At 61.7% G+C, this 21,243-nt stretch carries 20 protein-coding genes; 13 read left to right on the plus strand and 7 right to left on the minus strand.

Annotation, left to right across the window (positions count from 1 at the left end; genetic code table 11):
• Nucleotides 1–219: 219 nt before the first annotated feature.
• The 9 genes from putA (at nucleotide 220) to AAHA39_RS18925 (ending at nucleotide 12,456) form a co-directional block, all read left to right on the plus strand.
• A complete protein-coding gene (gene putA / locus AAHA39_RS18885) occupies nucleotides 220–3,384 on the plus strand; it encodes a bifunctional proline dehydrogenase/L-glutamate gamma-semialdehyde dehydrogenase PutA (RefSeq protein WP_320656334.1) in 3,165 nt (1,054 codons plus the stop codon).
• Nucleotides 3,385–3,629: 245 nt separating this feature from the next.
• Entirely contained in the window at nucleotides 3,630–4,409 is a 780-nt protein-coding gene (gene nudC, locus AAHA39_RS18890; protein ID WP_320656333.1) for an NAD(+) diphosphatase, read from the plus strand.
• A gap of 180 nt (nucleotides 4,410–4,589) precedes the next feature.
• The gene (gene hemE / locus AAHA39_RS18895) at nucleotides 4,590–5,657 is read left to right on the plus strand and encodes a uroporphyrinogen decarboxylase (protein ID WP_104016644.1); all 1,068 of its coding nucleotides are present in this window, start codon (nucleotides 4,590–4,592) and stop codon (nucleotides 5,655–5,657) included.
• 110 nt (nucleotides 5,658–5,767) lie between these two features.
• Nucleotides 5,768–6,697 (plus strand): ROK family protein, encoded by a 930-nt coding sequence (locus AAHA39_RS18900; protein ID WP_320656332.1) that lies wholly within the window; start codon nucleotides 5,768–5,770, stop codon nucleotides 6,695–6,697.
• 80 nt (nucleotides 6,698–6,777) lie between these two features.
• Nucleotides 6,778–7,788 (plus strand): erythrose-4-phosphate dehydrogenase, encoded by a 1,011-nt coding sequence (epd, locus tag AAHA39_RS18905; protein WP_042029692.1) that lies wholly within the window; start codon nucleotides 6,778–6,780, stop codon nucleotides 7,786–7,788.
• 61 nt (nucleotides 7,789–7,849) lie between these two features.
• Nucleotides 7,850–9,013, plus strand: a complete 1,164-nt coding sequence (locus AAHA39_RS18910; protein ID WP_320656331.1) for a phosphoglycerate kinase — start codon at nucleotides 7,850–7,852, stop codon at nucleotides 9,011–9,013.
• Between the two features lie 115 nt (nucleotides 9,014–9,128).
• On the plus strand, nucleotides 9,129–10,208 hold the full coding sequence (gene fbaA, locus AAHA39_RS18915; protein ID WP_185228353.1) for a class II fructose-bisphosphate aldolase: 1,080 nt from the start codon (nucleotides 9,129–9,131) through the stop codon (nucleotides 10,206–10,208).
• A gap of 158 nt (nucleotides 10,209–10,366) precedes the next feature.
• Nucleotides 10,367–11,671 (plus strand): NAD(P)/FAD-dependent oxidoreductase, encoded by a 1,305-nt coding sequence (locus tag AAHA39_RS18920; protein WP_320656330.1) that lies wholly within the window; start codon nucleotides 10,367–10,369, stop codon nucleotides 11,669–11,671.
• Between the two features lie 194 nt (nucleotides 11,672–11,865).
• The gene (locus AAHA39_RS18925) at nucleotides 11,866–12,456 is read left to right on the plus strand and encodes a hypothetical protein (RefSeq protein WP_320656329.1); all 591 of its coding nucleotides are present in this window, start codon (nucleotides 11,866–11,868) and stop codon (nucleotides 12,454–12,456) included.
• A gap of 63 nt (nucleotides 12,457–12,519) precedes the next feature.
• On the opposite strand, the gene AAHA39_RS18930 is transcribed toward AAHA39_RS18925, so the two are convergent.
• From AAHA39_RS18930 to cutA, 4 genes are all read right to left on the minus strand, one after another.
• Nucleotides 12,520–12,933 carry a hypothetical protein gene (locus tag AAHA39_RS18930; RefSeq protein WP_042029699.1) on the minus strand — a complete coding sequence of 138 codons (414 nt, stop codon included), beginning with the start codon at nucleotides 12,931–12,933 and terminating at the stop codon, nucleotides 12,520–12,522.
• Between the two features lie 79 nt (nucleotides 12,934–13,012).
• The gene (locus AAHA39_RS18935) at nucleotides 13,013–13,504 is read right to left on the minus strand and encodes a GNAT family N-acetyltransferase (RefSeq protein WP_320656328.1); all 492 of its coding nucleotides are present in this window, start codon (nucleotides 13,502–13,504) and stop codon (nucleotides 13,013–13,015) included.
• Nucleotides 13,494–15,278 carry a protein-disulfide reductase DsbD gene (locus AAHA39_RS18940; RefSeq protein ID WP_320656327.1) on the minus strand — a complete coding sequence of 595 codons (1,785 nt, stop codon included), beginning with the start codon at nucleotides 15,276–15,278 and terminating at the stop codon, nucleotides 13,494–13,496. Before AAHA39_RS18940 ends, AAHA39_RS18935 begins: the two co-directional genes overlap by 11 nt.
• Nucleotides 15,275–15,592, minus strand: coding sequence for a divalent-cation tolerance protein CutA (cutA, locus tag AAHA39_RS18945; RefSeq protein WP_042029703.1), 318 nt, complete (start codon nucleotides 15,590–15,592; stop codon nucleotides 15,275–15,277). Before cutA ends, AAHA39_RS18940 begins: the two co-directional genes overlap by 4 nt.
• A gap of 218 nt (nucleotides 15,593–15,810) precedes the next feature.
• On the opposite strand from cutA, the gene AAHA39_RS18950 reads away from it, so the two are divergent.
• Nucleotides 15,811–16,161, plus strand: coding sequence for a hypothetical protein (locus AAHA39_RS18950; protein ID WP_041210630.1), 351 nt, complete (start codon nucleotides 15,811–15,813; stop codon nucleotides 16,159–16,161).
• A 106-nt stretch (nucleotides 16,162–16,267) separates the two neighbouring features.
• Here AAHA39_RS18950 and AAHA39_RS18955 read toward each other — a convergent pair whose 3' ends face one another.
• Complete coding sequence (locus AAHA39_RS18955; RefSeq protein WP_320656326.1) at nucleotides 16,268–16,717, minus strand: PACE efflux transporter; 450 nt, start codon at nucleotides 16,715–16,717, stop codon at nucleotides 16,268–16,270.
• A gap of 135 nt (nucleotides 16,718–16,852) precedes the next feature.
• Between AAHA39_RS18955 and AAHA39_RS18960 the strand changes: the two genes are divergently transcribed.
• Nucleotides 16,853–17,734: a LysR family transcriptional regulator gene (locus AAHA39_RS18960; RefSeq protein ID WP_182926131.1), complete on the plus strand. Its 882-nt coding sequence runs from the start codon at nucleotides 16,853–16,855 to the stop codon at nucleotides 17,732–17,734.
• Between the two features lie 6 nt (nucleotides 17,735–17,740).
• Here the strand turns inward: AAHA39_RS18960 and ygfZ are convergent, their stop codons facing one another.
• The gene (ygfZ, locus tag AAHA39_RS18965; protein ID WP_320656325.1) at nucleotides 17,741–18,649 is read right to left on the minus strand and encodes a tRNA-modifying protein YgfZ; all 909 of its coding nucleotides are present in this window, start codon (nucleotides 18,647–18,649) and stop codon (nucleotides 17,741–17,743) included.
• A 111-nt stretch (nucleotides 18,650–18,760) separates the two neighbouring features.
• Between ygfZ and AAHA39_RS18970 the strand changes: the two genes are divergently transcribed.
• Nucleotides 18,761–19,030 (plus strand): FAD assembly factor SdhE, encoded by a 270-nt coding sequence (locus AAHA39_RS18970; protein ID WP_033112786.1) that lies wholly within the window; start codon nucleotides 18,761–18,763, stop codon nucleotides 19,028–19,030.
• A 19-nt stretch (nucleotides 19,031–19,049) separates the two neighbouring features.
• Complete coding sequence (locus AAHA39_RS18975; RefSeq protein ID WP_320656343.1) at nucleotides 19,050–19,427, plus strand: protein YgfX; 378 nt, start codon at nucleotides 19,050–19,052, stop codon at nucleotides 19,425–19,427.
• 133 nt (nucleotides 19,428–19,560) lie between these two features.
• Here AAHA39_RS18975 and nadB read toward each other — a convergent pair whose 3' ends face one another.
• Nucleotides 19,561–21,168 carry an L-aspartate oxidase gene (nadB, locus tag AAHA39_RS18980; RefSeq protein WP_041210626.1) on the minus strand — a complete coding sequence of 536 codons (1,608 nt, stop codon included), beginning with the start codon at nucleotides 21,166–21,168 and terminating at the stop codon, nucleotides 19,561–19,563.
• Nucleotides 21,169–21,243 lie beyond the last annotated feature (75 nt).

Genomic DNA, 21,243 nt, shown 5'->3' on the forward strand with positions numbered 1-21,243 from the left:
GGGCGGTAGCAGATCGTATACAAAATGAAGTCAGATGACCCTCATATTTACTGGCAGGCTGGCTTCAAAAGGGAATGAATAGAGTGAATTAGCGATTTTTGTTAAAGAGTGGCAACAAATTCATTTCATATAGGGGAGGATATTGTATACATTGTCGGCGTTTCGGCGGCGCGACCGCCTTTGTCGATATCAGCCTTAGGGCGTACAGGAAGACCCCATATGTTCAAAGCTACTCAAGTGCTTGCCGCTGACTATATCCCCTCTGATCTGGCCGCCCTGCGCGAAGCCATCACCCAGAACTACGTGGTGGATGAAAATGCCTATCTGGCCGAACTGTCGGCCATGCTGCCGGGGGATGGCGCCTCGCTGGAGCAGGTGACCCTGCGTGCCCGTACTCTGGTGACCAAGGTGCGCAAGGAGAGCGGCTCCGGTGACGGTATCGACGCCTTCCTGCAGGAGTACAGCCTGGATACTCAGGAGGGGATCATCCTGATGTGTCTGGCCGAGGCGCTGCTTCGGATTCCCGATGCCGAGACCGCCGACGCCCTGATCAAGGACAAGCTCTCCGGCGCCAACTGGTCATCCCATTTCCGCAAGAGCGACTCTACTCTGGTCAACGCCTCCACCTGGGGACTGATGCTGACCGGCAAGATCATCAAGCTGGACAAGAAGCTCGACGGCAACCCAGCCAACCTGCTGGGGCGCATGGTCAACAAGCTAGGCGAGCCGGTGGTGCGCTCCGCCATGTACGCCGCCATGAAGATCATGGGCAAGCAGTTCGTGCTGGGGCGCGACATGAAAGAGGCGCTCAAGGCGAGTCGCAAATCCCGCGAGCTGGGCTACACCCACACCTACGACATGCTGGGTGAATCGGCACTGACCATGCAGGATGCCGACAAGTATCTGACCGATTACCGCAACGCCATCGAGGCGGTGGGCAACGAGCGGATCAGCGACGGCGGCCCGGCCCCCTCCATCTCCATCAAGCTGTCGGCGCTCCATCCGCGCTATGACGTGGCCAACCGCGAGCGGGTGCTCGGCGAGATGTGCGAGCGGCTGGTGGGGCTGGTACGGCTGGCCCGCGACAAGGACGTGGCCATCAGCATCGATGCCGAGGAGATGGACCGCCTCGAGCTGTCGCTGGACCTGTTCGAGCAGCTCTACCGCTCCGACGCCAACCGTGGCTGGGGCAAGCTCGGCATGGTGGTGCAGGCCTACTCCAAGCGTGCGCTGCCGGTACTCTGCTGGCTGACCGCACTGGCCCGCGAGCAGGGTGACCTCATTCCGGTGCGACTGGTAAAAGGCGCCTACTGGGACAGCGAACTGAAATATGCCCAGCAGGCTGGCCTGCCCGGCTACCCGCTCTTTACCCGCAAGGCGGGCACCGACATCTCCTACCTCGCCTGCGCCCGCTACCTGCTGAGCGAGCCGACTCGCGGCTTTATCGCCCCCCAGTTCGCCACCCACAACGCCAATACCGTGGTCAGCATTCTGGAGATGGCCGGTGATCGCCAGTTTGAATTCCAGCGCCTGCACGGCATGGGCGAGGAGCTGCACAACGCCGTGCTGAGCGACAATCCCGGTCTGCACTGCCGCATCTACGCGCCGGTCGGCGCCCACAAGGACTTGCTGCCCTATCTGGTGCGCCGCCTGCTGGAGAACGGGGCCAACACCTCCTTCGTCCACAAGCTGGTGGATCCCAATACCCCGGTGGACTCGCTGGCCGAGCACCCGCTGCGCACCCTCAAGCGCTACTCCGGCTTTGCCAACGACCGCATTCCGCAGCCGGTGAACCTCTTCAGCGACCGCAAGAACTCCAGCGGCGTCAACATGAACATCCTCTCCATCCAGCGCCCCTTCTTCGCCCGCTTGAAAGAGCTGGAGAGCAAGCAGTGGCTGGCAGGCCCCATCGTCGATGGCGAGACCCTCAAGCGCAGCGAGGCACGCACCGTGCTGAGCCCGCAGGATGTGAGCCTCACCGTCGGCAAGATCCACTGGGCCGACGAGCAGGCGGTGGAGCAGGCCTTGGCATCTGCCCACGCTGCCTTCCCGCGCTGGCGTGAAACCCCGGTGAGCGAGCGGGCCGCCGCGCTGGAGAAGCTGGCGGATCTGCTGGAAGCGAACCGCGAGCAGTTCGTCTCCCTCTGTACCCGCGAAGCGGGCAAGCTGCTGCAAGATGGCATCGACGAGGTGCGTGAAGCGGTCGATTTCTGCCGCTACTACGCGGTACAGGCGCGCAGCCTGATGGGGCAGGCGACCCTGCTGCCCGGTTACACCGGCGAGCAGAACGAGCTGTTCCTGCAGGGGCGCGGTGTCTTTGTCTGCATCAGCCCGTGGAACTTCCCGCTGGCGATTTTCCTCGGCCAAATCGCCGCGGCGCTGGCCACCGGCAACACCGTCATCGCCAAGCCTGCCGAGCAGACCGGCCTTATTGCCCATCTGGCGGTGACGCTGGCCCATCAGGCCGGTATTCCGGGCGACGTGCTGCAGCTGCTGCCCGGTGATGGTGCCACCGTCGGTGCCAAGTTAACGGCGGATCCGCGCATTGGCGGCGTCTGCTTCACCGGCTCCACCGAGACCGCCAAGCTGATCAACATCACCCTGGCCCAGCGCGATGGCGCAATTTTGCCGCTCATCGCCGAGACCGGCGGCCAGAACGCCATGATCGTCGACTCCACCGCCCTGCCGGAGCAGGTGGTGCGCGACGTGGTGAGCGCCGCTTTCCAGAGCGCCGGTCAGCGCTGCTCGGCCCTGCGGGTGCTCTATCTGCAGGAGGAGATTGCCGAGCGGGTGCTGGAGATCCTCACCGGCGCCATGCAGGAGCTGAAAGTGGGCAACCCGGCCGAGCACAACACCGACGTCGGCCCGGTGATCGATGCCGATGCCAAGGCCGGTCTCGATGCTCACCTCGCCTACATGGTGCCGCGCGCTCGCCTGATTGCGCAGGCGCCGATGCCGGCCGCGACCATGGAAGGGCACTTTGTCCAGCCGACCGCGCTGGAGATTGGCTCCATCCGCGAGCTGGCCAAGGAGCAGTTTGGCCCCATCCTGCACGTGGTGCGCTACGCCACCCGGGATCTGGACAAGGTGATCAGCGACATCAACGGCACCGGTTATGGCCTGACGCTGGGGATCCACAGCCGCAATGAATCCCACGCGGAGGAGCTGGCAAGCCGCATCAACGTGGGCAACGTCTACATCAACCGCAACCAGATCGGCGCCATGGTCGGGGTGCAGCCGTTCGGCGGGCAGGGACTCTCCGGCACCGGCCCCAAGGCAGGCGGCCCTCACTACCTGAGCCGCTTCGTTACCGAGAAGACCCGCACCATCAACACCACTGCGGTGGGCGGCAACGCCTCCCTGCTGGCGATGGGCGATGCCTGATCGGCGCAGCGAGAGAGTGATTGACTGCAGGCCGCCTTCGGGCGGCCTCTTTGTTGGTGTGCTCCTCTTGCTCGCCGGTTTTGGCCCCGGCGGGGCGAAGATCGGAGGCGATTTTGTTGTGGCGGCGGGGTCGTCAGTGGCGCTTGCCAGTCGTAAGATGGGGCCCATTCGCGCTATTTTGCCCCTGCTGCAGCCTGCTGTGACCGTGGCGTTGTTTAATCTGACTTAACGAGAGTGTTTATCCGATGTCATTAACTGAACAAGCCCGCTGGTTTGTCGTGGCGGGTGACCATCAAATCCTGCTCGATGAGGCGGGTCAGGTGCCCAGCGGCGTGAAGGCGTGCCTGCCCGCAGCGCTGGCCGGTGCCCGTTTCGAGCGTTTCGATGAGTGGCAGGGGTTGCCCTGCTATCTGCTGGATCTGGGGGCTGAGGCCGACACGACTATGATGGCCCCCCTGCGCCAGTTGATGGTGGCGGGGGATGAAGAGGGCTTTCGCCTCGCGGGCCGTGCCTGGCAGCTCGTTACCTTCCGCCGCACCCACCGTTTCTGCGGCGAGTGCGGCGCCCCCATGACCCCGAAGGCGGGGGAGTGGGCGCAGGTGTGCCACCACGGCCACAGCGTCTATCCACGCATTTCCCCCTGCATTATCGTGGCGGTGCGCAAGGGGCCGGAGATCCTCTTGGCAGCCCATCGCCGTCACTATCAGGCGGACGATCCCATGTATACCGTGCTGGCCGGCTTTGTGGAGGCGGGAGAGAACCTTGAGCAGTGCGTGGCACGGGAGGTGTTCGAGGAGAGCGGCGTCCGGGTGCGCAATGTGCGCTATGTGGCGAGCCAGCCTTGGCCATTCCCTCACAGCCTGATGATGGGCTTTACCGCCGACTACGAGAGCGGCGAGATCAGGGTGCAGGATGACGAACTGGTTGCCGCCGCTTTCTTTGCCGCCGACCGGCTGCCGCGTTTGCCGCCCCACGGCACCATTGCCAGGCGGCTGATCGAGTTGTCACTGGCTGGCGAGGGGTAACGGCGCTTATCTTTTCGCCAACCTTTTTGCACCTCTTTTTAAAAACGGGACGCTCTGGTTTGCGCCCCTTCACATCTTTGCAACCGATCACCCATTTGCCACGTTTTGGGCAGTCCGCTTGACCGGGCAAAGTGGTATTATGACCGCCATTTTATGCGTGATATGAATTCAGGAACTGGGATGAAAGAGCTGAAGAACGATCGATACCTGCGCGCTTTGCTGCGTCAGGATGTAGACATGACGCCGGTATGGATGATGCGCCAGGCAGGGCGCTATCTGCCGGAATACAAGGCGACTCGCGCCCAGGCGGGGGATTTCATGTCCCTGTGTCGCAATGCCGAGCTGGCCTGTGAAGTCACCCTGCAGCCGCTGCGCCGCTACCCGCTCGATGCCGCCATCCTCTTCTCCGACATCCTGACCGTGCCCGATGCCATGGGGCTGGGTCTCTACTTCGAGCAGGGTGAAGGCCCGCGCTTCGAGCGCCCGATCACCTCCATGGCCGACGTGCAGGCGCTGCCCATTCCGGATCCGGAAGATGAGCTGGGCTACGTGATGAACGCGGTGCGCACCATCCGCCGCGAGCTGAAGGGCGAAGTGCCGCTCATCGGTTTCTCCGGCAGCCCATGGACTCTGGCCACCTACATGGTTGAGGGGGGCAGCTCCAAGGCGTTCACCAAGATCAAGCAGATGATGTACGCAGAGCCGCAAACCCTGCACCTGCTGCTCGACAAGCTGGCCGACAGCGTGATTGCCTACCTCAACGCCCAGATCAAGGCGGGTGCGCAGGCTGTCATGGTGTTCGACACCTGGGGCGGCGTGCTCACCCCGCGCGATTACCGCGACTTCTCCCTGCAGTACATGCACAAGATTGTCGATGGCCTGATCCGCGAGCACGACGGTCGCCGCGTGCCGGTCACCCTGTTTACCAAGAACGGTGGTCAGTGGTTGGAGCTGATTGCCGCCACCGGTTGCGATGCGCTGGGTCTGGACTGGACCACCGACATTGCCGACGCCAAGCGTCGGGTCGGCGACAAGGTGGCGCTGCAGGGCAACATGGATCCCTCCATGCTCTACGCCACCCCGGCTCGCATCCGTGAAGAGGTCGCCTCCATTCTGGCCGGTTTCGGTCACGGCAATGGCCACGTCTTCAACCTCGGCCACGGCATCCATCAGGATGTGAACCCGGAACACGCCGGCGTGTTCGTCAACGCGGTACACGAGCTCTCTGCCCAGTACCACGGCCGCTAAAGCCGGGGCGAGCGAAGAGAAACTGATTGAAATCCGGGGCCGTCAGGCCCCGTTTTACATTTTAAAAGGCGTCGCGATGACGAGTGCGTGGCGCCCGTGCAGGAGGCAAGATGAGCAGCAAGTCACTGGATTGGGGTATCGATCTTGGCGGTACCAAGTGTGAATGCGTGGTGCTGGATGGCGACGAGGTGCTGCTGCGCCACCGCATCCCCACCGAGCGGGCGGGCGGTTATGACCATATGATCGACCAGATCGCCAAGCTGGTAGCTGAGTGCGCCGAGAAGATTGGCCAGCGCCCGACCGTCATTGGCATGGGCACGCCGGGGGCGCGGGATCCGCAGACCGGCCTGATGAAGAACTGCAACACCACCGAGCTTAACGGCAAGCCGTTCAAGGAGGATCTGGAGTGCAAGCTCGGCGTGCCGGTGCTGATTGCCAACGACGCCAACTGCTTTGCGCTGGCAGAAACCCATCTGGGGGCGGTGCGCCAGCACCATCCCGATGCGAAAGTGGTGTTCGGCATCATCATGGGTACCGGGGTCGGCTCCGGCATCGTCATCAACGGCCGTATTCTCAATGGTCATCACGGTATCGCCGGTGAGTGGGGCCACAACGTGCTCTCCCCCGATGGCCCCGAGTGCTACTGCGGCAAGCACGGCTGCGTCGAGACCCTGATCAGCGGCCCGGCGCTGGAGGCGTGGTACGAGGCCAAGGCCAAACGTCGCCTCTCACTGGCTCAAATTGCGGCTGCCACCGCCCACGATCACATCGCCAAGCTCACCATCGACCGCCTGCATCTGCTGTTTGGTCAGGCGCTGGCCAATGTGGTCAACATTCTCGACCCGGATGTTATTGTTATCGGCGGCGGGGTCGGCAACGTGCAGAGCCTCTACAGCGTGGGACGGCAGACTATTTTGCCCTTCCTCTTTAATCCCCGTTTCAGTGCCCCCATTATTGCTCCAGCCCTTGGTGACAGTGCCGGGGTGTTCGGGGCGGCACTGCTGGCCCGCGGTGAATTCAAGGATGCCCTGCTGTCGTGAGCCGGGCCCGGGCAGCCGGTCGGCTGCTCTTTTCTCTAGCCCATGCGCTAGCAAATCTGTGGTAAGGAACTGGCTGCCAGATGATCAAGATTGCCATCAACGGTTACGGACGGATCGGCCGCAATGTACTGCGAGCCCTCTACGAGAGCGGGCGCGACAAGACCATCAAGATTGTCGCCATCAACGAGCTGGCGGCTCCCGAAGCCATGGTGCACCTGACCCGCTTCGATACCAGCCACGGCCGTTTTCACTATCCGGTGCAGCTGGCTGGCAACAGCATGCTGGTGGGGGAGGATCTCATCTCCCTGTTTGCCGAGCGGGATCCGTCGAACTTGCCGTGGCGGGCGCTGGGGGTGGATGTGGTGCTCGACTGCACCGGGGTATTCGGCTCGCGGGCCGATGCCGAGCTGCATCTGGCGGCGGGGGCGGGCAAGGTATTGTTCTCTCATCCGGCCGAAGCGGATGTGGACGCCACCATCGTCTACGGGGTCAATCATCAGGTGCTGACGGGGCGCGAGCGGATCGTCTCCAACGCCTCCTGTACCACCAACTGCGTGGTGCCGGTGATTGAAACATTGCATCGAGAATTCGAGATAAATTGTGGTACTATTACGACAATTCATTCGGCCATGCATGATCAGCAAGTCATCGATGCCTACCACAGTGACTTGCGCCGAACCCGCGCTGCCAGTCAGTCCATCATTCCGGTGGATACCAAGCTGGCAAAGGGGCTGGAGCGTATCCTGCCCCACTTCGCCGGCAAGTTCGAGGCGATCGCGGTGCGGGTGCCGACCATCAATGTAACAGCGATGGATCTGAGTATTACTGTTCGTAAAAAAGTGACAGTTAGTGACGTAAATCAAGCCCTGCAACGGGCATCCAGAGGTACATTACACGGTATTCTGGATTACACGGAAGAACCGCTGGTCTCCGTAGACTTCAATCATGATGCGCACTCATGCATCATTGATGGTACCCAGACCCGAGTGAGCGATGCCAACCTCGTCAAGATGTTGATGTGGTGCGATAACGAATGGGGCTTCGCAAACCGGATGCTGGATACCACCCGGGCCATGATGGTTGCAGGCTGAGCCTGCCCCGGGCGAAAGGTTACTGTTTTTAACATTACCTGGAAAATATAGAGGACTGAATATGTCTGTTATCAAGATGACTGACCTGGATCTGGCGGGCAAACGCGTTCTGATCCGTGCTGACCTGAACGTGCCGGTAAAAGACGGCAAGGTCACCTCCGATGCACGTATCGTCGCTACCCTGCCGACCATCAAGCTGGCTCTGGAAAAGGGCGCCAAGCTGATGATCACCTCCCACCTGGGTCGTCCGACCGAAGGCGAGTACAACGAAGAGTTCTCTCTGCTGCCGGTTGTCAACTATCTGAAAGACGCTCTGTCCTGCCCGGTTCGCCTGGCCAAGGATTACCTGGATGGCGTAGAAGTCGCTGCCGGTGAGCTGGTTGTACTGGAAAACTGCCGTTTCAACAAAGGCGAGAAGAAGAACACCGAAGAGCTGGCCAAAAAATACGCCGCCCTGTGTGACGTCTTTGTAATGGACGCGTTCGGTACTGCTCACCGCGCCGAAGGCTCCACCTACGGTGTGGCTCAGTTCGCTCCGGTCGCTTGTGCCGGCCCGCTGCTGGCTGGTGAACTGGAAGCGTTGGGCAAAGCCATGCTGAAGCCCGAGCGCCCGATGGTTGCCATCGTTGGCGGCTCCAAGGTCTCCACCAAGCTGACCGTTCTGGAATCCCTCTCCAAAATCGCTGACCAGCTGGTTGTCGGTGGTGGCATCGCCAACACCTTCATCGCTGCTGCCGGTCACAACGTCGGCAAGTCCCTGTGCGAGCACGACCTGATCGACACCGCCAAGAAACTGGCCGCCGAGACCAACATTCCTGTGACCACCGACGTGGTTGTAGGTGCCGAGTTCTCCGAGTCCACTCCGGCCACCATCAAGTCTGTTAACGATGTGACCGACGGCGACATGATCTTCGACATCGGCCCGGATTCTGCCAAGGCTCTGGCTGACATCATCATGAACGCCAAGACCATCCTGTGGAACGGCCCGGTTGGTGTATTCGAGTTCGACCAGTTCGCTGAAGGCACCAAGATTATCGCCGAAGCCATCGCTGCTTCTCCGGCCTTCTCCATCGCTGGCGGTGGTGACACCCTGGCTGCCATCGACAAGTTCGGCATCGCTGACAAAGTCTCCTACATCTCCACTGGCGGCGGCGCCTTCCTGGAGTTCGTAGAAGGCAAGGTTCTGCCGGCTGTTGAGATTCTGGAACAGCGCGCCAAAGCCTAATTGACCCGGAACGGGGGGCAAAAGCCTCCCGTTTCGTTTATCATGTGCCCGCTGTGCCGGTTCATGATGAACCCCCCATTTTTTATTAACGGCATACGAGACAGGACGATTAAACATGTCTAAGAAAATTTTCGACTTCGTAAAACCCGGCGTGATCACTGGTGATGACGTTCAGAAAGTGTTCGCCATCGCTAAAGAGAACGGCTTCGCTCTGCCGGCCGTAAACTGCGTTGGTACCGACTCCGTGAACGCCGTACTGGAAGCTGCCGCCAAGGTTAAAGCGCCGGTTATCGTTCAGTTCTCCAACGGTGGTGCCGTGTTCACCGCCGGTAAGGGTCTGAAGCTGGAAGGTCAGAAAGCTGCCATCCTGGGTGCCATCTCCGGTGCCAAGCACGTTCACGCTGTTGCCGAAGCCTACGGCGTGCCGGTAATCCTGCACACCGACCACGCTGCCAAGAAGCTGCTGCCGTGGATCGACGGTCTGCTGGAAGCGGGCGAGAAGCACTTTGCTGAAACCGGCAAGCCGCTGTTCTCCTCCCACATGCTGGATCTGTCCGAAGAGTCTCTGGAAGAGAACATCGACATCTGCTGCGAGTACCTGACCCGCATGGCCAAGATGAACATGACTCTGGAGCTGGAACTGGGTTGCACCGGTGGCGAAGAAGACGGCGTCGACAACAGCCACATGGATCAGTCCGCTCTGTACACCCAGCCGGAAGATGTTGCCTACGCTTACGAGCGTCTGTCCAAGATCAGCCCGCGTTTCACCATCGCTGCCTCCTTCGGCAACGTACACGGTGTATACAAGCCGGGTAACGTCAAACTGACCCCGTCCATCCTGGACGCTTCCCAGAAGTACGTTTCCGAGAAGTTCGGCATCCCTGCCAAGTCTCTGGACTTCGTATTCCACGGTGGTTCAGGTTCCACTCTGGAAGAGATCCGCGAGTCCATCTCCTACGGCGTAGTGAAGATGAACATCGACACCGACACCCAGTGGGCTACCTGGGAAGGTCTGCTGAACTTCTACAAGAAGAACGAAGCTTACCTGCAAGGTCAGCTGGGCAACCCGGAAGGTGCCGACAAGCCGAACAAGAAGTATTACGACCCGCGCGTATGGCTGCGTGAAGGTCAGACTTCCATGATCAAGCGTCTGGAACAGGCTTTCTCCGACCTGAACGCCATCGACGTACTGTAATTCGTTACAGCACTTTGATTGCATGAAAAGGCGCCCTTCGGGGCGCCTTTTGCATTTCTGTGATCCGTGGTAGCTGGTTTGCCGTGCCGTAGCTGGGTATTATCGAAACAAGTTTGCTTATTTTATTAAACAATTTGCAACAAGGCAGGATGCTGAACATGCAGGCAGGAAAGCACATCGGATATCAGGAGCACGCGGCCTCCTACTACGCCGCGACCCGCAACGATCCACTGCAGTGGCCGGAACTCGAGGCCGAGCTGAAAGCGGATGTCTGCATTATCGGCGGCGGTTTTACCGGTCTCAACACCGCCATCAACCTGGCTGATGCGGGCTACAAGGTGGTGCTGCTGGAGGCCAACCGCATCGGCTGGGGCGCCTCCGGGCGCAACGGCGGCCAGCTTATTCGCGGTATCGGCCACGATACCAGCCAGTTTGCCCGCTGGATTGGTGAGGATGGGGTGCGCGAACTCGACCTGATGGGGCTGGAGGCGGTGCAGCTGGTGCGCGAGCGGGCCGAGCGTTTCAATATCGAGTGCGACCTCACCTGGGGTTACTGCGATCTGGCTACCCGTCAGCGCCATCTGGCAGGTTTTGAGGAGGATCTCGACCATCTGGCGAGTCTGGGCTATGAGCACGAACTCAAACTGGTGCCGCGGGAAGATATCCATAGCGTGGTGGGGTCGGATCGCTATATCGGTGGCCTCATCGACATGGGCTCCGGCCATCTCCATCCCCTCAATCTGGCGCTCGGCGAGGCGCGCGCCGCTGCCAGCCTCGGGGTTTCCCTGTTTGAACACTCCAGAGTGACCCATATCGATTACGGCAAGCAGGTAGAGGTGACCACCGCCCACGGCCGGGTCACTGCCGACTATCTGGTGATTGGCTGCAACGCCTATCTCAATGACCTCAATCCGGAGCTGGGCGGGCGGGTGCTGCCGGCCGGCTCCTACATCCTTGCCACCGAAGTGCTGGATCGCCGCTTGCGCCAGCGCTTGCTGCCGCAAAACATGGCGGTATGCGATCAGAACGTGGCGCTCGACTACTACCGCCTCTCCGCCGATGGTCGTCTGCTGTTTGGCGGGGCCTGCAACTACTCGGGAAGGGATCCCCGCGACATCAAGGCCTTCATGTTGCCCAAGCTGCTGCGAGTTTTCCCCGAGCTGGCTGGCACTGCCATCGAGTTTCAGTGGGGCGGGATGATCGGGATTGGCGCCAACCGGCTGCCGCAGATTGGCCGCTTGAAGGCTCACCCCAACGTGCTCTATGCCCAGGCCTACTCGGGCCACGGTCTCAACGCCACCCACATGGCGGGCAAGCTGGTAGCCGAGGCGATCCGCGGCGAGAGCCGGGGTTTCGATCTCTTCGCCAGCGTGCCCCATATCACTTTCCCGGGTGGCCCGGCGCTGCGCTCTCCGCTGCTGGCGCTGGGGATGCTGTGGCACCGTTTCAAGGATATCTTCTGAGTCACTGGCGGGGCACTGTGCCCCGCTAGCCCTTGTTTATAGCGGCACTGCACTAGCGCACAGCCTGATAGACCAAAAAATGCGTTAGCGCCAATCCCTTCCGGTTGGCGCTATCTTTTAGGTGTGAGAGTGAGGCCGGGTCAGGCGAACAAGAGCGGGTTAGCTGGCCGAAAAAGATGTGAAGGAGGGCCGAGATGGAGATGAATGTGGTCGCGTCAGGCGGGCCCAGCCCGCTGGTGCAACGGCAGGGATCTTCTACCGCACAGCCATTGGCGAGGACGACGCTGTCGTCATCAGCTGGCAGTGACAGCCGGATGGTGCGCGACCTTGGCTCTGTACTCGATAATCTCGGAGTGTCGTCGAAAGGAGAAGGGGGCGGCGGCAGCCATATGTCAATCAAGGACTCGCTGGAGGCGTTCATCAATACCATGATGGGAGCCCTGCAACAGCAGCAGGAGCAACAGCTGGCGTTGCAGCAACAACAGCGGCAAGAACAGGAACAGCGAAAGATTGCGCTCGCCGACAACAGCGAGAGCCCGCTGAAACGGGATCTGGCGCGTCTGCTGGAGACGCTGGATCAACAGGGCGGGCAGGGCAAAGAGAGCAGCCAATGGGGGCAGAACGACGCGATTGACCCCTTGCAGAGCCAGCTGACCAAGCTGCTGGAGAGCAGCGGTGCGGCAGATAGCGGGATCACCCTCAAGGATGTGTTGTCGGGGTTGGCCAGCAAGCTGCCGGGTGAACCCGCAGACCAAAAAGGGTATCGGGTCGATACCCAGCTCTGAGCTGGTCAACAACGGCAGAGCTGCCGTTGCCGAGCTTGCAGAGAGTAAGGGGCGGGCAGCCCTTTATTGCGCCGGTTCAGCCAGTCGCCACCCCTGTTCGCCCTTCATCATCCACACCTCTGCCTCTTGCGGCAGAACCTGACCCGCTTCGAACTCGCCATATTTGCGCTCGAGCTCCATCAGTCCCATCTCCTGCTGGAAGGGGCCGACACGGTCATAAATCAGATCTTCGTCGTGCAGCACCTGCAGCTGATCCAGTCCCTGCTTGAAGTGGAGCTGGTAGCTCACCTTGACCAGATAGACCCCTTCCATCCGCTCCTCCTTGCCGAGGATAGTGAAGTCGCTGATATCGAACAGGTTGGCATCCGTTTCGGCCAGCAACTTGGCGGTAACCTGCTGGCGGATAACATCTTCTCCGGGCCCTGCACTACAACCAAACAGCCAGAGGGCCAGCAGGGGGATGAACCACTTTTTCATCAAAACTCCGAACAGGTGCAAAAAGAGCAAAACGGGAGGGCAGATTGTGCCATGCGAACGGGCGGTGGCAAACCTCGGTTCACGGTTCCAGTGCGCGTTCCAGCACGATGGCCTCGGCCCGATAGCCGGCCAGCTCGCGACGATAGCACTCGGTGAATCCTCTGCGCTGCCAAAAAGAGAGTGCGGATTCATTGCTGGCAATGACCGACAGACGAAGCCGGGTGGCTCCCCATGAGCGCGCCAGCGAGCAGGCGTGGCGATAGAGCGCCTGCCCCCGGCCAGCCCCTTGCCAGGGTTCCCCCACCAGCAACAACCCCAGATAGGCGGTGGTCGGGTCGGGATAACCGCGCAGCAGATCCACCACCGCGGTCAGCACTCCCTCCTCCCAGCGACCGATGAGATGCTTGGCAGAGAGCGGCAGGTCGGGTGGGCACGCTACCAGCTCCTCTTCTGCTGCATCCGGGGAGAGGGGCTCATCGCTCACTGCCGCCTGATAGGCTGGGGCCAGCTCGAGCAGACGTTGCAAGGCAGGCGCATCGCTTGCCTGCAGTCGGCGCAGCTCACTTGGCATGGCTGACCCTGTCGAGGTGATCGAGGAACTCCGCCGGCCCCATAAAGCCGGTGACCCGCTGGCCTGTCAGCTCCTTGCCCTCGCGGTCGAAGAAGATGAGGGTCGGCAGCCCCAGCACATTGAGGGTGTTGAGCAGCTCGACATCGGCATCGTCGTTGGCGGTGACATCCGCCTGCAGCAGCACCATCTGACCGAAACGCTCGCGCACTGCGGCGTCGCTGAAGGTCTTGTGTTCGAACTCCTTGCAGGCGACGCACCAGTCGGCATAGAGGTCGAGCAGCACCGGCTTGCCGCGGGCGGCAGCCAGCTGCACCTTGAGGTCAGCCAAGGTCTTGATGCGGACAAACTGCGGGGCGCTCTGGTGGGTGCCCGTTGTGACCGCGCCGGTAGCGGGCGGTTGCAGCAGGTCCTTGCCCACCACCACGGCGCTGATCATCGCCAGCAGCAGCACGAAGCCGCGCAGGCTCTTGGCCACCGAATGAGGCTGGTGCTGGTTGTGGTGATAGAGGTAGCCACACAGCAGCAGTCCCCAGCCAAGCCAGGCGAGGGTGGTGACCTGATCACTCCAGAGCCGTGAGAGCAGCAGGATTGGTACCGCCAGCAGGGCGAAGCCAAACAGCTGCTTGATCACATCCATCCAGGCGCCCGCCTTGGGCAGCAGCTTGCCACCCGAGGTGCCTAGCAGCAGCAGCGGCAGTCCCATCCCGAGCGAGAGGGCATAGAGCGCCGCAGCGCCAAGCCAGAGATCGCCGCTCTGGGCCACATAGATAAGGGCTCCCGAAAGCGGGGCCGTGGTGCAGGGTGAGCAGACCAGCCCGGAGATCATCCCCATGATGGCGACCCCGGCCACCGAGCCGCCCTGCTGGCGGTTGGAGAGGCCGGAGAGCCGGGTTTGCAAGTTGCTCGGCAGCTGCAGGGTGTAGAGCCCGAACATGGAGAGGGCCAGCAGCACAAACATCAGCGAGAGGCCGATCAGCACATAGGGGTGTTGCAGCGCAGCTTGGAACTTCAGCCCTGCCGAGGCAACCACCAGTCCGAGCAAGGTGTAGGTCACCGCCATCCCCTGCACATAGACCAGAGAGAGCAGGAAGGCGCGGCCGGTGGAGAGGCGATGGCCGGCACCGGCGATGATGCCGGTCAGAATGGGGTACATGGGGAAGACGCAGGGGGTAAAGGCAAGTCCCAGCCCCAGTGCGAAGAAGGCGGCGACGCTGAGCCAGAAGCCCTGGCTGCCGAGGGCGGCGGCCAGCTGATCCTGCTGACTGAGCGACGGGTTGGCCGCCTGCAGGTTATCCGTGCCAGACGCGGCGAGCGGGGCAACCTCGATCAGCTTGTCGGTCGGCGGGTAGCAGAGACCATCGGTACAGCCCTGATAGGTGAGGCGCAGGGTGGCGTGCTCCCCCACCTCTCGCAGCGGCACGGCTATGGTCACTTGTTGGTAGTAGACCCGGGTCTTGCCGAAGAAGTCATCCTCATGCTCGCTCCCCTCCGGCAGCGCCGGGTCGCTGAAGCTGAGGTTGGTTCCCTTGAAGCGCAGGCTGTGGCGATAGAGGTAGTAGTCGTCTGCGATGTTGAGGGTCAGCAGCAGCTGATCACCCCGCTGTTCGCTCTCGAGGCGAAACGCCTCATCCACCTTGAGGAACGTCGGTTTGGCGTTCGCCGCAAGGCCTAGGGAGCCGAGAATATCGGTGCCGCTGGCCCGGGCTGGCACGAGTCCGGCCGTGGCCAGCGTCAGCAGCACCAGCAGGAGGGTCAACAGGCGACTGCGCATCATGGGGTCTCCTCCTTGAGCCAGTCGAGGTAGGCGGGCAGGCCGGCGCTCACCGGCAGCGCCAGCAGCTCGGGCACCTCATAGGGGTGATGGGCCAGAATGCACGCCTGCAGTTCGGCAAAGAGCGGCTGGCGGGATTTGATGACGAGCTGGATCTCGGTCGCCCGCTCCACCTTGCCTTGCCAGCGGTAGACGGAGGTGACCCCCGGCAGCTGATTGATGCAGGCGGCCAGCTGGCGGTTCAGCAGCTGTTCGCACAGGAGGTCGGCACTGGTTTGGTCGGGGCAGGTGCAGAGCACCACAATGGCATCGGTCATAACGGAGAAGTTCGCCTCGATGAATAAGCTGGCGGGACACCCTTTTGCTGCAGAAATATCCCGAAAATCAGCGGCTACTATACCCCAGAGCCGGAGCAAATAGCATCTGGCGCCATTTGTGAGCGAGCGCCGGAAATTAGTGGGGGGCATGAGATAGACGCTGTCTCGGGGACAGGGCAGAATGAGCGGGATTGTTCCCTATCGACGTAAGGAAATGTATGACCCAACAGAATGAGCAGCAGAGAAACCGCATGTTGAGCCTGCTGCGCGAAGGTGAGCGCCGCATGTTGGTTCAATTGGCCGGGCTGCTGCGCACTACCGCCGATGAAATCAATGCCGAGCTGGAGAAAGAGGAGTTGATGGGAACCCTTGAGCAGCCCATCACGGTGGAGTATCTCAACGGCGTGGTGCAGCACCATCTGTTCGAGCGCAAGCACAAGGGTGACATGGCCGTGGCCCAGCAGATCCTGAGCGACTACCAGAACGAACTGGAGGCCCTGCAGGCCGCCCAGGCCCAACAGGAGAGCGAAGAGGCCGAGAGCAGCGAAGCCGCCAAGGCTCAGGCCTGATCCCCTGCCGCTGACCGCCCGGTCAGCGCGTCCCGACCTCCTCTCCGGCACCATCATTAGGTTTCATGATGGTGCCCTGTTTTTACCGTTTGTTGCCGGTCTCTCTTCAACCCAGTGCATTCTGCTGCAGGTGCGGCATCGACTCGCCCGGGATCGGGAATACCTTGTCGTAAACCCAGTTGTAGACGAAGGCGTAGACCAGATAGAAGGCAACGAAGCCCAGATCCAGCACCAGCGCCTCCAGCATGCTGACGTTGAGCCACCAGGCCATGGCCGGCAGGGCCACGGTCAGGAGACCCCCTTCGAAGCCGATGGCGTGCACCACCCGCTGCCAGAGATTCTTGTAGGTGTGCCCCTGATATTTGAGCAGCAGTTTGTCGACGCCGATGTTGTAGATGTAGTTCCAGAGGGTCGCCATCACCGAGAAGAAGAGCGCCAGCGGCCCCATGTGGCTGAGGTGAATGCCGGTCGCCCAGCTGGCCAGCGGGGCGGCAATGAACAGGCCAATCACTTCAAAGCCGATGGCTTGGCGGATGCGGTCGTTACGGGTACGCATAAATCACTCTCTTGAACAGTCACGTTGAAAACATGGGGGCAATCTATCGCTAAATTGCGATGGTTTCACGTTAGTATCTATCGCTAAAATAGATAGATGATAGGCCTGCCGGGGGCTAAAAAGAGGAGCAGAAGGGTGAATCCATCGCTGGAACAACTGAAAATCTTGCTGGCCGCCGCCGAGAGCGGCTCCTTCTCCGCCGCTGCCCGCAAGCTGGGCAAGGCGCAGTCGGTGGTGAGCAGCGCCATCTCGAATCTGGAGATCGATCTGGGGCTGACCCTGTTTGACCGCAGCGGTCGCTATCCGCAATTGACGGAAGCGGGGACGCGCATGGTGCAGGAGGCGGGGATCCTGCTGGCGCAGAGCGAGCGGTTGCAGTCCATCGCCGGCGAACTGGCGGCCGGGGTAGAGTCACGCCTCACTCTGGCCATCGACGATGACTCTCACCTCCCCTGGCTCGGCACCCTGCTGGAGGAGTTTGCCACCCGCTACCCCACGGTGGAGCTGGAGCTGCTCTTCCCGCTGATGGAGGATGTGACCGAGATGCTGGTGACTGGCCGGGCCCAGCTCGGCATCAGCTATCAGAAGGTACATCCCCAGCGGGAGATCGTCGCACGTTCGCTGGGGGAGGTGACCATGCCGCTGGTGGTGTCGCCGGATCATCCGCTTGCGCGCAAGCAGCCGTTGCGGGAGGTCGATCTGCAGGGGGCACGCCAGCTGATGGTGACCGGCAGACGGGAAGGGAGTGAGCGCCAGCGTTTTCGCATCTCGGCTCAGGTGTGGTGGGTCGAGGGGGATCTCGGGGTGCTGGAGCTGGTCAAGCGGGGCCTTGGCTGGTCCGCGATTCCGGAATTTCTGCTGCATCAGCCGCTGAAGCGGGGCGAGGTGGTGGTGCTGGAGCCGGACTTTATCGCCAGCCATGCGTTGGCGCTGGAGCTGCAGTGGCATCGCGCCCGCCCGCTGGGGCAGGCGGGGCGCTGGCTGAAGGAGGCCCTGCTGGCGCGGGTGCCTCGCTAGCCGACCTTACTCGGTCAGTTCGTAGGGGAGGGGTTGCAGGGTGAGCAGGGAGCTCTCCTCCTGCTTGAGGCGAAAACGGGCGTCAGCCTCGGTGTCTTTCGGCAGTACGGCGGTGAGCCACGCCTGACCCTGATGTTGCCAGGCGTTGAGCACCATGCCGCTGCGACGCCAGTTGTCACCGAGCTGGATCTCCAGGGTATCGCCCGCATTGACCGGTTCACTGGCACTGCCCGCCAGCAGGAACAGGGCGCGGTTGTTGGCGCCGCGATATTTGGCGCGAGCCACCGTCTCCTGCCCCATGTAGCAACCCTTGTTGAAGCAGATGCCATCGAGCGCCTGCAGGTTGAGCATCTGCGGGATGAACTCGCCCTGATGCACCGCCTCCATGTGCGGCAGGCCGGCCTTGATCTCGAGCCCCCACCAGAGGGATTCGTCACCCGCCGGCAGCGCATCGGCTTGCTCACTGCTTACCAGCAGCCAGCGATCCTGTTCGATCTTCACCGCCATGCCGCCAGCGACCAAACCGCTCTGCTCCAGACCAAACTGCGCAGCGACCCACGCATCGGTACCCTTGCCAGCCAGACCGGTGGCGTGGCGTTCGTCGGCGGCAATCTCCACCTTGGAGAAGACGGCAAATTTTTTCAGCTCCGGCAGCTGGCGCTCCAGTACCGAGGGGGTAGTCAGCAGCAGCAGGCTCTCTTCAAGGCAGAGCAGGCGAAAATCGCTCCACAGCTTGCCCTTGGGATCACAGTGACCACCCAGCGTGCTCTGCCCCGGTTGCAGGGCGTTGACGTCGCAGGTGACCTGACCTTGCAGATATTTGACGCGATCCTGACCACTCAGTCGGGTGATGGCTATCTTGGTCAGGGCGAAGCGGGTCGGCTCGGCAGGAAAAACAGGGGGTTGCAGGCTCACGATGGTATTCCAGAGAGAAAGTATGTGACCTGCATGGTAAAGACGTAACTAATGTTTGTCAGCCGGAAAATCCAGCTGGTACCATCCCCGGGTCTTTGTAAGGAGAGTTCCATGTTGAGCCCAGTTGAAAAATCCCGCCTGAAGTGGGCCTGCCGCCGTGGCATGCTCGAGCTGGATGTTGTTTTTATGCCCTTTTTCGAACACGAGTTCGACTCCCTGAGCGAAGCCGATCAGCAGACCTTTATCCGCCTGCTGGAGAGCGATGACCCGGATCTGTTCCGCTGGACCATGGGGCACGCTGTGCCGGCCGATCCCGCCTTCAGCGCCATGATCAAGATGATCCTGGAGCGCAATCAGGCCCGTCACGACCGTCAGGCCTGATGCCGTGGAGCGGGTGATCATCCCTGTTCACCCCTCCCGCCATCAGCGCTACTGGCTGGTGGCCCTCGCTCTGTTGCTGCTCTGGTCGGTCAGCGCCCTCGTAACCGGCTGGCAGTGGGCGCTGTTTGTTCCCGTCTGGTTGCTGGCGTTTGCCCTGAGCTGGCGGGCGTTACCCCATACCCCGTTCGAACTGGAGTGGGATGGCCAGTGGCTGCGCTGGCAGAACGTATCTTATCGGCTTGGCAACAAGAGCCGCATTCTACCCGGCGTGCTGCGCCTTGAGCTGCATCCGGAGCAGGGGCGCCCTTGCATGCTCTGGCTTTTCGCCGATGCTCTCGCTCCCGATCACTACCGCCTGCTGGCCCGGGCAATCAACTTTCCCGCCGACCGGCGCTGAATGACCTCACATCTTCCCGAGTTACCTCTTTGTACAAGCAACGAGGGAGGCTGTCTGTTCGACGGTTTGCCCCGGATTGCCCTAAAAAAATGACCCCGCCGAGGCGGGGTCATTGGTATGGCAGGAGCGGGGATCAATCCCGCTCCGGGGTTAGTACGGTCGGTTTCGAGTCCGGCAGCATCTCCGGATAATCGAGGTTGTAGTGCAGGCCGCGCGACTCCTTGCGCTGCAGGGCGCAGTTGACGATAAGCTCGGCCACCTGCAACAGGTTGCGCAGCTCCAGCAGGTTGTTGGAGACCCGGAAGTGGGCGTAGTACTCCTGCACCTCCTGCTTGAGCAGATCGATGCGGCGCTTGGCCCGGGCCAGGCGCTTGTTGGTGCGCACTATGCCCACGTAGTCCCACATCATCAGCCGCAGCTCGTGCCAGTTGTGCTGAATGACCACCAGCTCGTCGGAATCCTCCACCTGGCTCTCGTCCCAGGCAGGCAGGCGCGGCGGCTCGGCGCTCATCGGCAGCTTGGCCAGAATGTCGGCCCCGGCCTGATGGGCGTAGACCACACATTCCAGCAGGGAGTTGGAGGCCATCCGGTTGGCACCGTGCAGACCGGTATAGGTCACTTCACCGATGGCATAGAGGCCGGGGATGTCGGTCTGGCCATTGTTGTCGATCATCACGCCACCGCAGGTGTAGTGGGCGGCCGGCACGATGGGCATCGCCTCCCTGGTGATGTCGATGCCGACCGCGAGGCAGCGCTCATAAATAGTCGGGAAGTGCTTGATGATGAAATCGGCCGGTTTGTGGCTGATGTCCAGATACATGCAATCCGCCCCGAGTCGCTTCATCTCGTGGTCGATGGCGCGGGCGACGATATCCCGCGGTGCCAGCTCGGCCCGCTCGTCAAACTCCGGCATAAAGCGGCTGCCGTCCGGGCGGCGCAGATAGGCCCCCTCGCCACGCAGCGCTTCGGTCAGCAGGAAGTTGGGATCGTCCGGGTGGAACAGGCTGGTGGGGTGGAACTGGTTGAACTCCAGATTCGCCACCCGGCAGCCAGCGCGCCACGCCATGGCGATGCCATCGCCAGAGCTCACATCGGGGTTGGAGGTGTACTGGTAGACCTTGGAGGCGCCGCCGGTGGCCAGTGCCACAAAGCGGGCGCGAACCACCTCGACCTGTTCGGCATTGCGGTTCCAGACATAGGCGCCCAGTACCTTGTTGCCCGGCAGCCCGAGTTTGCGGGTGGTGATGAGGTCGACCGCGTTGAAGCGCTCCATCAGCTGGATGTTGGGGTGAGCGCGAACCTGATCAATCAGGGTGAGTTGCACCGCCTTGCCGGTGGCATCCGCCGCGTGGAAGATGCGGCGATGGCTGTGGCCTCCTTCGCGGGTGAGGTGGTACTGGGATTCACCATCGGCGTTCTCCTCCTGATCGAAGGGAACCCCCTGCTGAATGAGCCACTGGATTGACTCGCGGGCGTGGCGGGCGGTGAACTCGACCACGGCCGGGTCACACAACCCGGCCCCGGCGTTGAGCGTGTCGCTCACGTGGGATTCGATGCTGTCGGTCTCGTCGAACACGGCAGCGATGCCTCCTTGCGCATAGAAAGTGGCCCCTTCACTGATGGGCCCCTTGCTCAGAACCAGGACTTTGGCCTGGTCTGCCAATCGCAATGCGAGAGTCAGACCAGCGGCACCGCTGCCAATGATCAGTACGTCGCAAAGGTATTCAACACTTGCTTTCATAAGTATCATTGGCCTGGATTAAGAACTGGCACCATGGTAGCCCAAGCGGGGGCGAGGATGCAGCCTGCATCACAT

It is taken from the genome of Aeromonas sp. SE22, from assembly GCF_038739755.1.
Lineage (GTDB): Bacteria > Pseudomonadota > Gammaproteobacteria > Enterobacterales > Aeromonadaceae > Aeromonas > Aeromonas jandaei.

Bases quoted from the DNA above. Each gene is read 5' to 3' on its own strand.
- AAHA39_RS18935 (WP_320656328.1), bottom strand. From the start codon at position 13,504: ATGCCAAGTGAGCTGCGCCGACTGCAGGCAAGCGATGCGCCTGCCTTG.
- nadB (WP_041210626.1), bottom strand. From the start codon at position 21,168: ATGAAAGCAAGTGTTGAATACCTTTGCGACGTACTGATCATTGGCAGC.
- AAHA39_RS18970 (WP_033112786.1), top strand. From the start codon at position 18,761: ATGTTGAGCCCAGTTGAAAAATCCCGCCTGAAGTGGGCCTGCCGCCGT.
- hemE (WP_104016644.1), top strand. From the start codon at position 4,590: ATGAAAGAGCTGAAGAACGATCGATACCTGCGCGCTTTGCTGCGTCAG.
- epd (WP_042029692.1), top strand. From the start codon at position 6,778: ATGATCAAGATTGCCATCAACGGTTACGGACGGATCGGCCGCAATGTA.
- nudC (WP_320656333.1), top strand. From the start codon at position 3,630: ATGTCATTAACTGAACAAGCCCGCTGGTTTGTCGTGGCGGGTGACCAT.
- AAHA39_RS18910 (WP_320656331.1), top strand. From the start codon at position 7,850: ATGTCTGTTATCAAGATGACTGACCTGGATCTGGCGGGCAAACGCGTT.
- cutA (WP_042029703.1), bottom strand. From the start codon at position 15,592: ATGACCGATGCCATTGTGGTGCTCTGCACCTGCCCCGACCAAACCAGT.
- AAHA39_RS18900 (WP_320656332.1), top strand. From the start codon at position 5,768: ATGAGCAGCAAGTCACTGGATTGGGGTATCGATCTTGGCGGTACCAAG.
- AAHA39_RS18955 (WP_320656326.1), bottom strand. From the start codon at position 16,717: ATGCGTACCCGTAACGACCGCATCCGCCAAGCCATCGGCTTTGAAGTG.
- AAHA39_RS18920 (WP_320656330.1), top strand. From the start codon at position 10,367: ATGCAGGCAGGAAAGCACATCGGATATCAGGAGCACGCGGCCTCCTAC.
- AAHA39_RS18940 (WP_320656327.1), bottom strand. From the start codon at position 15,278: ATGATGCGCAGTCGCCTGTTGACCCTCCTGCTGGTGCTGCTGACGCTG.
- AAHA39_RS18950 (WP_041210630.1), top strand. From the start codon at position 15,811: ATGACCCAACAGAATGAGCAGCAGAGAAACCGCATGTTGAGCCTGCTG.
- AAHA39_RS18925 (WP_320656329.1), top strand. From the start codon at position 11,866: ATGGAGATGAATGTGGTCGCGTCAGGCGGGCCCAGCCCGCTGGTGCAA.
- fbaA (WP_185228353.1), top strand. From the start codon at position 9,129: ATGTCTAAGAAAATTTTCGACTTCGTAAAACCCGGCGTGATCACTGGT.
- AAHA39_RS18930 (WP_042029699.1), bottom strand. From the start codon at position 12,933: ATGAAAAAGTGGTTCATCCCCCTGCTGGCCCTCTGGCTGTTTGGTTGT.
- putA (WP_320656334.1), top strand. From the start codon at position 220: ATGTTCAAAGCTACTCAAGTGCTTGCCGCTGACTATATCCCCTCTGAT.